Source organism: Seonamhaeicola sp. ML3, from assembly GCF_023273855.1.
Classification (GTDB): Bacteria; Bacteroidota; Bacteroidia; order Flavobacteriales; family Flavobacteriaceae; genus Seonamhaeicola.
In genome coordinates this window covers 2,988,459-3,004,294 of sequence record NZ_CP096884.1, presented here as the reverse complement: position 1 = coordinate 3,004,294, position 15,836 = coordinate 2,988,459, and the positions used below count along the sequence as shown (strand labels likewise).

Below are 15,836 nucleotides of genomic sequence, written 5' to 3'. Positions count from 1 at the left end.
GATTTAGCTTTTTGAAATAACTTTTCTTAAGGCATGATAGGATTTAAAAAAATGATAATAACCAAGGGGCATACCCGTTATCAATGAGTACTTTAAATTTTTTTCACCCTCAAAATATTTATTTCCTTTAAATACTTTAATAGTCGTTAAAGAATTTTTTGGAAGCTTTATGTTTGCCCTTGCAGCTAATTTTAAACTTGAATCGATCATATTGTATATTACATTAGCTAACCCAGCTTTGAATTCATCTTCAATATTTGAAGTAAATAATTTGTCAAGTTCGTTTAAAATAAAAAACCTGTGTTCTATATTCTTAGGTTTTATGTTGGTAGCAATACTTCCTTCTCTAATAAGGTAGTGGTAAATAACCTTTGGTATAGTTAGACAAGTTTGGGCTTTCAATAGTGCACGTGGTGTAAATTCCAAGTCTTCATAGAGAATTCCTTCAAGAAAATTCAAATCGTTTTCAATTAGAAAATCTCGACGATATATAAATTTCCAAATGTAAAATAAGTTGTTTAAATGGTTAGTGAAAAAGTCTGTACCACTAACGGGTTGATTGATTTCTAGTGGCACAAATTCTTTTTCAGTTTTACCACCAGACCATGTGTCATGGCCTAACCACGCCAGATCTACTTTAGATTTTAATACATTAATGATTTCTGCTAATGTGTTTTTTTCAATCCAATCATCAGAATCAACAAACCACACATATTCACCTTTGGCAGCACTCAGGCCTGTGTTTCTAGCTCCACTTAAACCTTTATTTTCTTGAGAAATTATTATTAAGGATTGAAATTCTTTTTTTAGAGATTCACAAATTTCCAGACTATTGTCTGTAGACCCATCATTGACTAAAATTATTTCATAAGCATCTTTTGGAATATCCTGTTCATAGCAACTACGTACACATTTATCTAAATATGAAGCTACATTGTAAACAGGTATAACAATTGATAATTCAGGAATTTTCATATCATTTGTTTTTTATTTAACAATAACATTGTAAAGGTGAGACATGTTTTTTAGCTGCGTAACATTATCAATCTTTTTCAATTCGTTTATGGATTTTTTAATGTTCTCAACAGAAAACTCGTCCACAAGTTTGATATGTGATGCTGAATTAATCCAATGGTAAGAGGATTTTACTTTATGATTATTGTTTAAAAAGACTAATGCTGGTGTTCCTGTTATGTATGAAAAAATCATTCCATGCAAACGATCTGTAATTATCAACTCAGCACTTTTAAAATCATCCCAAATTAGGTGTAATGCCTTGACACGGTTGAACAACGAAAGATTTTCACCACCTATATGAGTGTCTCTGTGTTTAAATGTTTCGAAATTATCTTCAATAATTGTCTTTAAAACATTGTCTTGATCTTGTGTAAGTTTTTTTTCTTTGTCGTCTCTTAAACATATGATAGCTCCCTTTCGTGTTCTAAGGGGTTTGACTTTATCTAAACTTAAAACAATATCTGGAGTAAGCAGAATATTGTTTTTATCAAAATAAGTTTTAAAAAACTCAAAAGTCTTTTGCTCTCTTGCTATAAGAGTTAGATTTTTATGTTTTGAATATCTCTTTATTGCTTTTTTTAATGCTGAAGAATGTTCGAAATCAGCGGTTTGAGGAAAAGCAATTATAGGGTTATCTTTAAAATTTTCAATAACCAGTTGTCGGAACAATTCTATCATAGGGTAGAGGTCACCCATATTACCACCGCCTACAGTAGTTACTATGTCAGTTTTGTTTATTTTTCTCTTAACAAATTCTATTCCATTTAATGTATTGCTTATTGGGATTTCGGTAACCAGAAAATCTGGATATTTTTCTTTTAAAAATTTATGCTGAGCATAAGTTATAGCGACATCTCCTAAGTTGCCATAATCGGCAGATAAAAAAATATAGATGCGTTTAACTTTGCTCGAATTTGAACTTAAGCCAAGTCCATTGGTGGGCTTTAACTTTAACAAAAGCAATCTTACTTTAAACTTAAGTTCTAGTGGAATTATTTTCTTTATTATGTTTATCATTTTTTTGATAAGTTTGGTTTTATGTAAAAACAAATGGCTTCTTAGTTGTTAAATCGCCTTTGGATTTTTGAATTGTTAGTAAATAATCTAAGTAAAAAAGCAAGTATTTTCAATCTATTATGTTTGAAAAGAAACACAATTGTTTTTTGTTTCAAGTTCATCTTAGCAGAATACTTCTTGTAATAATCAAAGCTAAAATCATAAATCATTGATTTTCTAATTTCTGATAGTATTTTGAAGTCCAGTTTTTTAGGTGACTTTTTTTCATTGTTCAAAATGAAGAATAGACTATGTTCTATGTAATAACTTGCAATCTCAGATTTGTAGTCTGAACTAGTTAAATTATATTTTTCGTGAATACTTATTCTTGCTAGAAATTGATTTGTTATCTTTTGTAGTAATCCAGATTTGTAATGCTCTTGAGTCATCGAATATTCATTATATTCATAATAATACAGTGGATCGCTTATAGAATATATCTTTTCTGCATTAAGAAAGCATTCTAAATTAAAAATAGAATCAACACAAAAATTCACAGACTCATCATGTAAAATGTTATGAGTGTCAAGTAAGTCCTTTTTTATTAAATTCAACCATGTGAACCATAGTAATTTATGTTTATCTGGAAAACTTGTTTTTAACAAATCTTTTATAGTGTCGTTATCAATTATGACATCCTTAGGTAATGGTGATTGACATTTTTCTTCAAAACCGTCTTTAACATAATAATGAGAATAGTTAACAATATCAACAGAATGATGAATTGAAGTGCTGTAGGCTATATCTAACAAATTTGGAGTGATATGGTCATCACTATCAATAATTAACATATATTTTCCCCTTGTGAAAGTATAACCTAAGTTTATGGCAGATGATCTACCCTTATTGTTTTGATAAAAATATTTAAACCTTGAATCACCCTCAACATATTTTGAACATTTGGTTTTGGAATTATCTGTAGATCCATCATCAACCAAAATCACTTCAAAATCCTTAAAGGTTTGGTTTTGCACAGAATCAAGACATCTTTCCAAAAAGTGCTCTGTGTTATATATAGGGATGATGATAGATATAATTACCTCCATAAAAATTATTTCTTATATATGGTTGCGGATATTTTTTTGATAGATTTTTTAAGAAATGACCTTTCATAGTCGGTCATAATTTTTTGTATAACAATAATGTACGTAATAGAATATATAAATGATACTAAGATAAAAACGTAGAGGTTCTTTTCTGGCAAAAAGCTATTTAGAAAAACATATAACACAGTAATCAAAATAGTAGCCAAAAAAAGAGGGGTTATTTCTTTGTAATATCTTTTCATATCTAAATTGGCTTTTTCTTTGTAATAAGGAATCATAATTAATCTTTCTAATAATAGAAAGAAAACTACAGTAAATATCAATTCCATGACCCCGTATCTTTTAGCAATAAAAACACTTAAAATTGTTCCTGATATTGTTAATCCTAGGAGTAGTTTTCCCCTATACGACATTAAATTTTTTGCCTCTAAGATATTATTTGCAAAACCTTGAGATAGAATAGGGGTTAGACCAATCATTATTACTAGAGCATAATAATAAGCCAAATGGTATTCATCACCAACCCAAAAGAATACAAAGTCTTTGCCGACAATTACAAATGCACCAAGAATATAAAGTAAAACAATTAGTATTATTCTAGATATTTTTATAAATGTATCTGTAAGTTCTTTTTGGGGAATTTCCTTTACAGTCATTTGTATTGCTTTTGGTAAAAAAACAGAAGCAATAGCATTTGAAAAAGACCCATAGTAATTCCCTAAAGTTATGCCAACTGCATATATAGCCACAATAGATGTTGAATAATATAAACCAATTATAAATTGCCCAAATTGCCACCTAAGCTGATGGACAATTGCAAAAGAAAAAATCCATAAGGAAAACTTTAGAATATCTCCAAAAAGTGATTTGTTGAATTTGTGCATCTTAATTTTCACTTTTAAGATTTTAAACACGATTATAATATTAATGAATATGACTACTAAATTTAGAATTGTATCTAACACAACCAGACCAATAGCATCTCCTCCATAAACTAGTATTGCAACAACAAGAACACTCCTTAAAACATAGCGAATAATATTGACGACTTTTGGTAAAATAAACTCTTCATAACCGTAACAAATACCTGTAAATGCTCCTCCTGGCAAAGAAATGGATAAATTGAGTATTAGTATACTCATCATTATTTTCGCCATATTCATTTGCTCTATTGATAATGTTTCTGAATAAATCTTATCTAAGTTAAAGTATATTGCAGTTCCAATAATTCCAATTAATATTGAGATAAAAATATACATTATAAAGCTATGTGCTAAAAAGTTTTCCTCGCCCTTTTTGTCATTATTTGCCTTATATTTAGCAACATATCTAATCACTGTATTGTTCAATCCGAAGTCCAATACACTCATGTAACCAACTAATGCACCTATCATGGTGTATAATCCATACTCGGCACTTCCAAGAGACCTAATAATGAAAGGTGTTAGAAATAAACCAACTATATTAGTTAGAAAAATATTTATATATGATAGAGCTGCTCCTCCTTTTAACTGATTAATTTTCATTGGAGCTAATATTATTTTGTCTTTTTTTCAAAACTCCTTTTAAATCATAGATTATACCATCTTGATATAATAATTCATTAAAGTTTAGATTGATAAATTCCTCATGAGCAACAGCTAAAACAATAACTTGATATTTTTTTTCAGATAAGCTAGCAGGTGATTTAATCATCTCTATACCATATTCCTTCTTCACTTCCTGGTAATTAGCCCAAGGATCGAAAACAGAAGTATGTGTACCATAAGTATTCAATTCATTTACGAGATCAATAACTTTAGTATTTCTAACATCTGTACAATTTTCTTTGAATGTAATTCCAAGAATTAAAATATTAGCTCCATTTACCAAAATATCATTTTTGATCATCAACTTTATTATTTCTGAGGCTATGTACTGCCCCATGCTGTCGTTTATTCGTCTACCCGCTAATATTATTTCTGGATGATACCCTAATTCTTTTGATTTTTGTGCAAGATAATAAGGGTCTACTCCTATACAGTGGCCACCGACAAGGCCTGGTTTAAATGGAAGGAAATTCCACTTTGTCCCTGCAGCTTCCAGGACGTCATAAATATCTATATCCAATAAATTGAATATTTTAGTTAGTTCATTTATAAAAGCAATATTTATATCTCTTTGGGTATTTTCAATAACTTTAGCAGCTTCTGCAACTTTTATCGATGGTGCTGTATGAATTCCCGCTGTGATTACCGAGGCGTAAAGACTTTTTATCTTTTCTCTAGTCTCTATAGTTGACCCAGATATTACTTTAACTATCTTGTCAATAGTATGTTCTTTATCACCCGGATTAATCCGCTCTGGTGAATATCCAGCAAAAAAATCTACATTGTATTTAAGACCACTGATTTTCTCAATAATAGGAATACATTTCTCTTCAGTTGCACCAGGGAATACAGTAGACTCAAATATAACTATGCCCCCTTTGGATAAGACTTTCCCGATAGTCTCACTAGATTTGTATAATGCTGTTAAGTCCGGGACCTTATTTTTGTCAACCGGGGTAGGTACCGTCACTATATAGAAATTTGAACCTCTTAAATCTTCTGTAGAAGTAGTGAAAAAAAGGCCACTACCATTCAAGTCAATATTTGTTCTTGCAACTTTTTTGAGCTGAGACTCAGTGACTTCTAGAGTAACATCAATACCTCTTTTTAACTGATTAACTCTTTCTTGATTTATATCAAACCCAATAACATTGTACTTAGTAGCAAAAAGGCTTGCTAGTGGTAATCCAACATAACCTAAACCTATTATTGAAATTTTCGGGTTATTCATAAATATTATTATTGTCCGATGGAGTAATATTCAAAACCAATATCTTGCATTTTGCCTTTATTCAATATATTTCGGCCATCAAATATAAAAGCTGGTTTTTTCATTTCTGAATATATTTTTTCCCAATCATATTCTTTAAATTCATCCCATTCAGTCATAATTGCAACTGCATGAGATCCTTTTAATGCACTGTAAGGCGATTTATCAACAGTTACGAAATCTTCATTTTCCTGTTCAGTCCTACTGTTCAGGTAATTTAAATCTGAATAAACTTTTTGTTCTGGGACTTTCGGGTCATAAACCGACACTAAAGCTTGTTCATTAAGAAGGTGATCTGTAACATAAATTGCTGCCGACTCTCTAGTATCGTTAGTGTCTTTTTTAAATGCCCATCCCAATATTGAAATCTTTTTACCAGATACTGTGTTATATAAAGTTTTAATCAATTTATCTGAAAATCTTCTTTTTTGGTGGTCATTCATAATTATAACCTGTTCCCAATAATCAGCAACCTCATTAAGTCCATAACTCCTTGATATGTATACAAGATTAAGAATGTCTTTTTGAAAACAAGAACCCCCAAATCCCACAGATGCTTTTAAGAATTTAGATCCTATTCTAGAATCCATACCTATAGCTTTGGCCACTTCATCAACATTGGCTTCAGTATGTTCACATAATTCTGAAATGGCATTGATAGATGATACACGCTGAGCTAAAAAAGCATTTGCAGTTAGTTTTGACAGTTCTGAAGACCAAAGATTTGTTCTTAAAATTTGATTCTGAGAAACCCAACTAGCGTAAACATTTGCTAGACTTTCAATAGCCTCTTCTGATTCTCCTCCTATAAGTACTCTGTCTGGACTCAATAAATCTTCAATTGCAGTTCCTTCAGCAAGGAATTCAGGGTTAGATAGAATATGAAAATTAATGCCATTTCCCGAATTTTGTAATATGCTTTTAATTGTTTCGGCTGTTCTTACCGGTAAAGTTGATTTTTCAACAACTATTTTATCTGTAGTTGCTACTTTGGCAATATTGCGCGCACAAAGCTCAATATATTTCAAATCAGCAGCTTGCCCTTTACCTTTACCATAAGTTTTTGTAGGTGTATTAACAGAAATGAAAATCATTTCTGCCTCATCGATAGCAGTATCTACATCAGTAGAAAAAAACAGGTTCTTATCTCTTGTTTCGCTAATAATTTCTGCAAGACCTGGTTCGTATATTGGTAGTTTCGATAAATCTGGACTATTCCACGCAGCTATTCTATCAGAATTAATATCTACTATTGTAACCTTTATTTTTGGGTTCTTTTGTGCAATGACAGCCATTGTTGGACCACCAACATAGCCTGCGCCAATGCAACAAATCTTTTCTATTTTCATATTTAATTTATAATTTTTGCTTGGTTTGCCTAATTACGGGTAAAAAAACTAAATCTATGAATTTTACCGATTTTATAATATTTTGGTTTGTCTTTGTAATAAAAGTATTGAATCCAGTGATAGTAGGCATGTTTTTGGTTTTAGGTATTTAAGATGGAAACCTTGTGTCCATGTTGCTTTAAAGCAAAGACTAATGACGGTTTTGGATACTCATAAATAAAAAGTAACGATTTGTTGTTAAGTAGCATATTGTAGTAGCTGAAAACAACAACATAATTTGAAGAGCTTGAAGCTTTTTGTAAATACTTGGTCATTTTTAGATTTGGGTTTGCTGAGCAAAGATGAAAAAATTTTCGCAATGAAAATAAAAATCATGTTGATTCCTCATTATTTACGATGAACTTCACAATTGTAAAATCAACCCACGTTATAATACTCTTTATACCAGTTAATGAACACTTTTACCCCATCTTTAATAGATGTGTTGGGACGATAATTATAATCCCTCATTAAGTCATCTACATTTGCCCATGTACGTTCAACATCTCCGGGTTGTATGGGCATCATATTCTTTTTAGCTTCAACTCCCAGATTTTGTTCTATTTCTTTAATAAAATCTAGAAGTTTAACAGAATTATTATTTCCTATATTATATATTTTGTACAACTGTTCTTCTTCTGTAATACGAGGTTCTGTGTTTTTTTCAAGTATTCTAACAATACCTTCAACTATGTCATCGATATAAGTGAAATCTCTTTCCATCTTACCATAATTAAACACTTTTATAGGACTGTTATTTACAATGGCCTCTGTAAATAGAAACATAGCCATGTCAGGTCTTCCCCACGGTCCATATACAGTAAAAAACCTCAATCCAGTGGTAGGGAATTTGTAAAGATGACTGTAAGTGTGAGCCATTAACTCATTACTCTTTTTTGTTGCAGCGTAAAGGCTTATCGGGTTGTCTACACTGTGCTTTGTTGAAAACGGTATCTCTTTATTTAAACCATATACGCTCGAACTACTTGCATAAACTAAGTGTTTTATATTGTAGTTCCTGCAGCATTCTAGTATGTTTAAAAACCCAACAAGATTAGAATCTACATAAGACTCCGGGTTTTCTAAACTGTAACGAACACCTGCCTGAGCTGCTAAGTTACAGACCATGTCAAAATTTTCACCTTCAAAAAGTTTTGGTAGATTTTCTCTATCTTCAAGATTCATTCTAACAAAACTAAAAAGATTGCTTTTTTCACTTTTTGAGTGCTTATTAAATTCAGATGCCAAATCTCTATCAATGCCTAACTCTTCCAATCTAGAGTATTTTAGACCTACATCATAATAATCGTTTATATTATCTAATCCCACAACTGAGTGGCCATTTTCTATTAAAACTTTTGATAGATGAAAACCTATAAAACCAGCAGCTCCGGTGATAAGTATTTTTTGTTTGCTATTTTGTTTATCTATGCTCATAAATTATTGGGACTTTTTAAGAAATATTAGCAAATATGTGAAAATATATTTAAATCAAAAATAATTAGTTTTTAGCATTTGAATTATTCAGCCTAATACTTGTTGTAACATGTAGATAATTCCAGTTTGTATTTATATAGAATATTCATATAAGTTTTTGGCAGGTTAGATAGCTTAATAAAAGTTAGATGCTGTTAAACCCATTTAGTTTTTGCATCTAAAATCGACGATACGCACACATTTTCTTTGTAAATACTGTTTAAATGTATTTAACCGAATTTAAATACGATTTTGGCGAATTAAATAAATATGGAGCTTCAGGAGTAAAAACAATTACTAAATTTACACCGCAAAAGTATATTGAATCGATTAATAGCAAAATAAGAATTCGATTGTTTTAAAATTTGTTTTCCGAGATTATAAATTACAATCTCTCTAGTAATTTTACTAAACCAATAAAGGGAAACAAACCTTATAGTAAAGAATTAAAATTTGTATTGATTAAATGAATTTTGTAAAATTAAAAGAAGAGGGAACTACTCAAGGCTACTCAAATTTATGAAAGGTTAACACCTACACGCCCCAAAATTCCACTCTTAACCCAAATTAATCAAAATGTTGACCAAAACTAAGATATATTTATCATCACCTCACATGGGAGGGTCAGAACGAAAGTTTGTAGAGCAAGCTTTTGACACCAATTGGATAGCTCCTCTTGGTCCCAATGTTAATGGTTTTGAGAATGATATTGAAAACTATCTCGGTGAAAACAGACATATAGCAGCTTTGAGTTCAGGAACAGCTTCTATACACCTAGCTCTAGCTTTATTAGGCGTAACAAGAGGAGACGAAGTGCTATGTCAAAGTTTTACTTTTTCTGCCTCTGCAAATCCAATACTATATTTAGGTGCTACACCTGTTTTTATAGACAGTGAGACAGATACTTGGAATATTTCACCCGAACTTTTAGAAATAGCGATTAAAGACAGGATTGAAAAGAATAAAAAGCCCAAAGCCATTATTGCTGTTCATTTATATGGAATGCCTTACAAGGCCGATGAGTTAAATGAAATTGCAAGAAAATATGAAATACCAGTAATTGAAGATAGTGCTGAAGCTCTTGGCAGTAATTATTTTAACAGACCTTGTGGAACCCTAGCAGACATGGGTATTTTGTCTTTCAATGGCAACAAGATAATCACAACTTCTGGAGGCGGAGCCCTGATTACTAAAACTAAAGAACTAAAAGATGAGGCTGTATTCCTATCTACTCAAGCTCGTGATGAAGCCCCACATTACCAACATTCCACTATTGGCTATAATTATAGAATGAGTAATGTTGTAGCCGGTATAGGAAGGGGACAAATGGAAGTATTAAATGATAGAGTAGAAGCCAGAAGAAAAAACTATTCGTTTTACGAAGCTAACCTATCAGGTTACAAGTCAATTAATTTTCTAAATGAACCAAGTGGATATTTCTCTAATAGATGGTTGACTTGTATAGAAACAAGTTCTTTCGAAATGAGAGAAGAAATTCGTTTAGCTTTACTAAAAGAAGATATTGAGTCTAGGCCACTTTGGAAGCCTATGCACACCCAACCCGTATTCAAAAAATACTTAAATTTCACTAACGGTGTATCAGAGAATCTTTTTAATAAAGGTCTTTGCTTACCAAGTGGATCAAACTTAACCCAAAACGATCTAGAAAGAATTCTAGATATAATCTCAAAAACCCCCTACTTATGATAAGAAATTACTTTTTTGATTTATCGCAAAAATATGCCTCAAAATGGTTAATCTTTTTTGTTGATTTGTTTGTAGTGTTATTCACACTCTTCATCGCTTATTTGATAAGGTTTAACTTTACATTGGACTTTGATACGAATCAGTTTTTTGTTCAGTTACCATTTTTAGCAATAGTATCGGCAACAAGTTTCCTCATAGTTGGCTCATACAAAAGTGTTATAAGACATACAGGATTCACTGATATTGTAAACATATTCAAAGCTGTTGTTTTAATTGCTGGTATTGGGATTACAGGTGTTATTCTAATAAGGTCGTTCTCTTTACTACCTAATTTCACTATTCCTGGTTCCATAATAGTAATTCATTCTTTGCTGAGTTTTGTTGCTCTAGCTGGAAGTAGGCTATTATTTAAGATAAGTTACAACTATCTTAAATGTAAATTCAAGACATCAAAAAATATTTTAATTTATGGTGCCGGTGATTCAGGAATTATAACTTACAACGCCCTGCTAAATGGGACCAACAAGAACTTTAATGTTGTAAACTTCATTGATGATGATGTTAAAAAACGAGGTAAACTAATCAATGGAATCAGAATTATCTCTTTTGAGACAATCAACGAAAGTTATATAAAAAGTAATGATATAGACGAAATTATTGTTGCTTCACAAACTATAGACCCAAAACGCATAATTAAATTAGTTGATAGTCTTATTGACTTTGATGTAAAGGTTAAAAAAGTCCCTCCAATCGAGAAGTGGATAGACGGAGAACTTAATGCAAATCAAATTAAACAAGTTCAAATAGAAGATTTACTGGGTAGACCACCAATTGAAATTGACAACCCTAATTTAATAAACGAATTCAAAGGAGAAACAGTTGTCGTTACTGGTGCTGCAGGCTCTATTGGGAGTGAATTGGTAAATCAAATATCTAATTTTGATGTAAAGCATCTAATTCTTGTCGATCAAGCTGAATCTGCACTATATGACGTTCAACAAGATTTGAAAAGAGCTGGCAAACATAATTTTACAGCAATAGTTGCCGATATTAGAGATGGTTTAAGAATCGACTCTATTTTTCAATACCATAAACCAACTATGGTTTTTCATGCCGCTGCATACAAGCACGTGCCTTTAATGGAAAAATCGCCATATGAGGCTATTAAAATTAATGTTAACGGTACCAAACTATTGGCAGATACGGCATCAAGGTATAACGTCAAAAAGTTTGTTTTTGTCTCAACAGACAAAGCTGTAAATCCAACAAGTGTCATGGGGGCTACAAAACGTATGGCTGAAATGTATATTAGTTGTTTACAGAAAGAAAGTAAAACGAAATTTATAACTACAAGATTTGGAAACGTTTTAGGTTCTAATGGATCAGTTATACCTTTATTCAAAAAGCAAATTGAACAAGGTGGGCCATTAACTTTAACTCACAAAGAAATAACCAGATATTTCATGACCATTCCTGAGGCATCTCAGCTAGTATTAGAAGCAGGAACGATGGGTAAAGGAGGTGAGATTTTTATTTTCGACATGGGTGAATCTGTTAAGATTTTTGATTTGGCTAAAAACATGATTAAACTTTCTGGTTTGAGCTATCCTGAAGATATTGATATAAAAATAACTGGATTGAGACCAGGAGAAAAGTTATATGAAGAGTTACTTGCTAATGGAGAAAACACACTTTCAACTTATCACAAAAAAATACTAATTAGCAAGACTAGAGAATTAGATTCAGCTAAAATAAAGGCAGAAATCGAAGACCTGTGTATAATGAATCGTTTTCAAAATAATAATATTGTTATGAAAATGAAGCAGCTTATACCTGAGTACAAATCGAATAACTCAAGTTATGAAAGATTTGATAAACGGGTTCAAATTTACAAGAAAGCCAAAAGTCTTTCTAGCGACAATAACGGCAACAAAACTTACAGTAGCCTTTAAAAAACAATTTTATTTTCTTACTTTCCCCAAATATTATTACTTATGAAAACCTATTTCAGCAAGATTAACATTGCTTTTGTAATCATTTCGTTCTTTACATTTACTTCGTGTTATACCAAAAAAGATGTGGTATATTTTCAAAATGCTAAAGATTTTGAAACCATAGTTGATACTGATACATTCAGAGCAAAACTAAAAGTGGGAGACGTACTTAGTATAAATATTTCTACATTAAACCTAGAAGTCACGAAACCCTATAACCTTGTGGAAACAACTGATGGAGAAGGGGGAGGACAACTCATAGATTATCTTATAGATTCTGATGGTAATATAGATTATCCTGTTCTGGGAAAGGTTAAAATGATAGGTTTAACTGTTGAAGAAGCTAAACAATTACTAAAAAAGAAGTTTGAAGATGGAGGTCTGTTAAAAGACCCTGTAGTAATAATACGAATAAAAAATTACCGGATATCAATTCTTGGATGGGTAGCTCAACCTGGCGTATACCCAATAACAGGAGAGAGGATATCCATATTAGAAGCAATTGCTATGGCAGGTGATTTACAAATTAACGGTAAACGAAAAGATGTTACTGTTATAAGAGACTTCAACGGCACTAAAACGTATACTCGAATTGACCTTACAAGCAAGGAAGTATTTAAATCTCCTGTTTACTATTTAACTCAGAACGACATTGTATATATACATCCTAATCGAGGTGCAATTAGTGCAGCATCTGGTGATTCCAGAATAGGTCTTATTTCTTCATTAGCGAGTATTGCATTGAGTGTTGCGCTTATATTTACTAGATAATCTTTACAAAAAACTACCATGGAAGATTTAAATCCCAGTCAAAGTTTTAATATTAAAAAAGTTTTATCCTTATATACAAAACAATGGAAATGGTTTTTGCTTTCTGTTCTTGTTTGTATTGGAGTAGCGTATTTTTTTATGCGGGCTATACTTCCAGAATATAAGGCCGTAGCCAAGATAATGATACTCGATGATGCTGAAAGTGAAACTGGTAGAGGCGCCATACAAGATTTAACTATATTTTCCGGAAACAAAGAAGCCGAAATAGAGGATGAAATAGAAGTTATTAAATCAAGAGGCTTTCTCAGAGATATAGTCAAAAAGCTCAATCTTAATGTACAGCACTATGCTCAAGGAAGAATTAATGAACACGATTTGTACAAAAAAAGTCCATTAAAAATAAACTTTATAGAATCAGATTCTCTAATCTATAAGTCTAGTTTTAGTTGTTACGTTAACATAGTTTCACCAACTGAATTCGATTATAGCATAGAAGAGGACGATATTCCAATTAGAATGTCATTTGGTGAGAAGATAGATACTCACTTTGGAGGTATAATCTTAACTCCTGTTGAAAAAAGAATTAAAAAGTACACAAATCAATTAATTAGAATCAATATTTCTCCTCTCGAAGAGGTAGCAGAGTTTCTTACTTATATAATAGACGTTTATCCTTCTGGGGAATCTTCCAAAATTTTAAATTTAGTAATGAAAGATCCCGTAGAAGAGAAAGCCTTGGATGTTATCAATGCGCTTATCGAAGGGTACAACTTTGCTACAATTGACAAAAAACGGAAACAAGCTATTAATACAGCTAATTTTATAAACGATCGTGTAAAATCAATATCATCAGATTTAGAAGGAGTAGATGATAGCATTGTTGGCTATAAATCAAGGAATAGAATTACAGACATATCAACAACAGCTAGTCAAGCATTTTCGTCAAGTGTTCAAAATCAGCAACAAATACAAGAACTGACTACCCAAATAAGCATGCTTAGATATATGGATGAAATGTTGGGTGACAATCCTTATGAAGGTATTCCTTCTAATTTAGGAGGGGCAGACGAGTCTATTAATGCATTAGCCTTGAGATATAACGAATTATTGGCTCAACGAGGAAGTTATTTGAAAAGTGCAGGAGAGAATAACCCTGTAGTATTAGAATTAGATAACACACTAGCTCAGATTAGAAGTAGTTTGTCTCAAAGTATAAATAATACCAAGCAAACTCTAAATATTCAATTGGATGCATTGAAAAACTCGTCAAGAAGAATAAACTCAAAACTATATTCAGCTCCAGATCAGGAAAGAACATTAAGGTCTATTGAAAGAACTCAGTCCATAAAAGAAGCTCTTTACATATTTCTCTTAGAAAAACGAGAAGAAGCCACTATTTCAATATCATCTGTCTCTCCGAGTGTAAAAGTCGTTGAGTCTCCCTTTAGTATGGGTAGCAAAAAGTCACCTGAACCTTTGGTTAGTTATCTTGGCGCTGTATTATTAGGCATGCTTATTCCTTTTGCTACTATTTACGTAAAAGACCTCACGGATACAAAAATACATAACAAAGAAGATCTTCAACAAGAGATTTCTAACATTACAGTTCTTGGAGAAATACCTAATTTTTCGAAGAAAGCAAATGGCTTAATATCCAAAAATGATAGATCTGTTCTATCTGAGTCGTTTAGAATAATTAGAACTAATTTTGATTATGTAAGAAGAGGAAGGAATAATAAAGAAAATGATAATGTATTATTTGTAACTTCCACTATTAATGGTGAAGGTAAATCTTTTGTGAGCTTAAATCTGGGATTAACTCTTGCGAACACAGGAAAAAGGGTTTTATTAATAGGGGCAGATATTAGAAATCCACAGATTTTCTCTGCCATAAAGAACAAGACAAATAAAGAACAATCTAAAATAGGTCTTACAGAGTTCCTTGTAGATGAGTCAATTATTATAGGTGAAGCGATTAACTCATATGATTTAAATAATATTTCTATAGATATTATGCTTTCAGGTAAGGTACCACCTAATCCTGCTGAACTATTAATGAGTGAAAGGATGAAAGAGGTTTTTGATACTGTTTCTAAACAATACGATTATGTTATAGTAGATACAGCACCATCAATGTTAGTTACAGACACACTGTTGTTTAGCCAATATGCTGGTCATACTATTTATGTTACTAGGGCAGGTTATACTGAAAAACGAATACTAAATTTCGCTAAAGAGCTTCATAATGATAAAAAGCTAAACGGAATGATGCTTGTTGTTAATGACGTGAAACAAGCTAATTTTGGGTATGGTGCTAAGTATGGTTATTATGGTGAACCTGAAAAGAAAGGATTGTTCAAGTGGTTTTAAGGCTTTTAAGTTAAAAAAGTTGTAACCCTTTTTCACAAAAATTCTAGAGCTATTATAGCATTGAAATTAAATTTCTCATATCAAGCTGTCAGTTCTAGTTAACACCCCATGTTCTTTCCAATCTTAACTGACAGCAGTCTCAGAAATTTATT

General features: G+C 31.5%; 12 protein-coding genes. 4 read left to right on the top strand and 8 right to left on the bottom strand.

The window, feature by feature from the left end:
* Nucleotides 1–3: 3 nt before the first annotated feature.
* The 8 genes from M0214_RS12955 to M0214_RS12920 form a co-directional block, all read right to left on the bottom strand.
* A complete protein-coding gene (locus M0214_RS12955; RefSeq protein WP_248722987.1) occupies nt 4–975 on the bottom strand; it encodes a glycosyltransferase in 972 nt (323 codons plus the stop codon).
* Nucleotides 976–987: 12 nt separating this feature from the next.
* Nucleotides 988–2,034 carry a polysaccharide pyruvyl transferase family protein gene (locus tag M0214_RS12950; RefSeq protein WP_248722986.1) on the bottom strand — a complete coding sequence of 349 codons (1,047 nt, stop codon included), beginning with the start codon at nt 2,032–2,034 and terminating at the stop codon, nt 988–990.
* A gap of 41 nt (nt 2,035–2,075) precedes the next feature.
* The gene (locus tag M0214_RS12945) at nt 2,076–3,119 is read right to left on the bottom strand and encodes a glycosyltransferase family 2 protein (RefSeq protein ID WP_248722985.1); all 1,044 of its coding nucleotides are present in this window, start codon (nt 3,117–3,119) and stop codon (nt 2,076–2,078) included.
* A gap of 5 nt (nt 3,120–3,124) precedes the next feature.
* Nucleotides 3,125–4,645: a lipopolysaccharide biosynthesis protein gene (locus M0214_RS12940; protein ID WP_248722984.1), complete on the bottom strand. Its 1,521-nt coding sequence runs from the start codon at nt 4,643–4,645 to the stop codon at nt 3,125–3,127.
* A complete protein-coding gene (locus M0214_RS12935; protein ID WP_305879786.1) occupies nt 4,635–5,939 on the bottom strand; it encodes a nucleotide sugar dehydrogenase in 1,305 nt (434 codons plus the stop codon). The genes M0214_RS12940 and M0214_RS12935 overlap by 11 nt, the downstream gene beginning before the upstream one ends.
* A gap of 8 nt (nt 5,940–5,947) precedes the next feature.
* On the bottom strand, nt 5,948–7,327 hold the full coding sequence (locus M0214_RS12930; RefSeq protein ID WP_248722983.1) for a nucleotide sugar dehydrogenase: 1,380 nt from the start codon (nt 7,325–7,327) through the stop codon (nt 5,948–5,950).
* Between the two features lie 140 nt (nt 7,328–7,467).
* Nucleotides 7,468–7,641 (bottom strand): hypothetical protein, encoded by a 174-nt coding sequence (locus tag M0214_RS12925; RefSeq protein WP_248722982.1) that lies wholly within the window; start codon nt 7,639–7,641, stop codon nt 7,468–7,470.
* Between the two features lie 103 nt (nt 7,642–7,744).
* Complete coding sequence (locus M0214_RS12920) at nt 7,745–8,803, bottom strand: NAD-dependent epimerase (protein WP_248722981.1); 1,059 nt, start codon at nt 8,801–8,803, stop codon at nt 7,745–7,747.
* Nucleotides 8,804–9,418: 615 nt separating this feature from the next.
* Between M0214_RS12920 and M0214_RS12915 the strand changes: the two genes are divergently transcribed.
* From M0214_RS12915 to M0214_RS12900, 4 genes are read left to right on the top strand one after another with little or no spacing between them, the layout of a single operon-like run.
* A complete protein-coding gene (locus M0214_RS12915) occupies nt 9,419–10,549 on the top strand; it encodes a DegT/DnrJ/EryC1/StrS aminotransferase family protein (protein ID WP_248722980.1) in 1,131 nt (376 codons plus the stop codon).
* A complete protein-coding gene (locus tag M0214_RS12910) occupies nt 10,546–12,501 on the top strand; it encodes a nucleoside-diphosphate sugar epimerase/dehydratase (RefSeq protein WP_248722979.1) in 1,956 nt (651 codons plus the stop codon). Before M0214_RS12915 ends, M0214_RS12910 begins: the two co-directional genes overlap by 4 nt.
* Before the next feature lie 42 nt (nt 12,502–12,543).
* A complete protein-coding gene (locus tag M0214_RS12905) occupies nt 12,544–13,314 on the top strand; it encodes a polysaccharide biosynthesis/export family protein (RefSeq protein ID WP_248722978.1) in 771 nt (256 codons plus the stop codon).
* 18 nt (nt 13,315–13,332) lie between these two features.
* Nucleotides 13,333–15,684: a polysaccharide biosynthesis tyrosine autokinase gene (locus M0214_RS12900; RefSeq protein WP_248722977.1), complete on the top strand. Its 2,352-nt coding sequence runs from the start codon at nt 13,333–13,335 to the stop codon at nt 15,682–15,684.
* Nucleotides 15,685–15,836 lie beyond the last annotated feature (152 nt).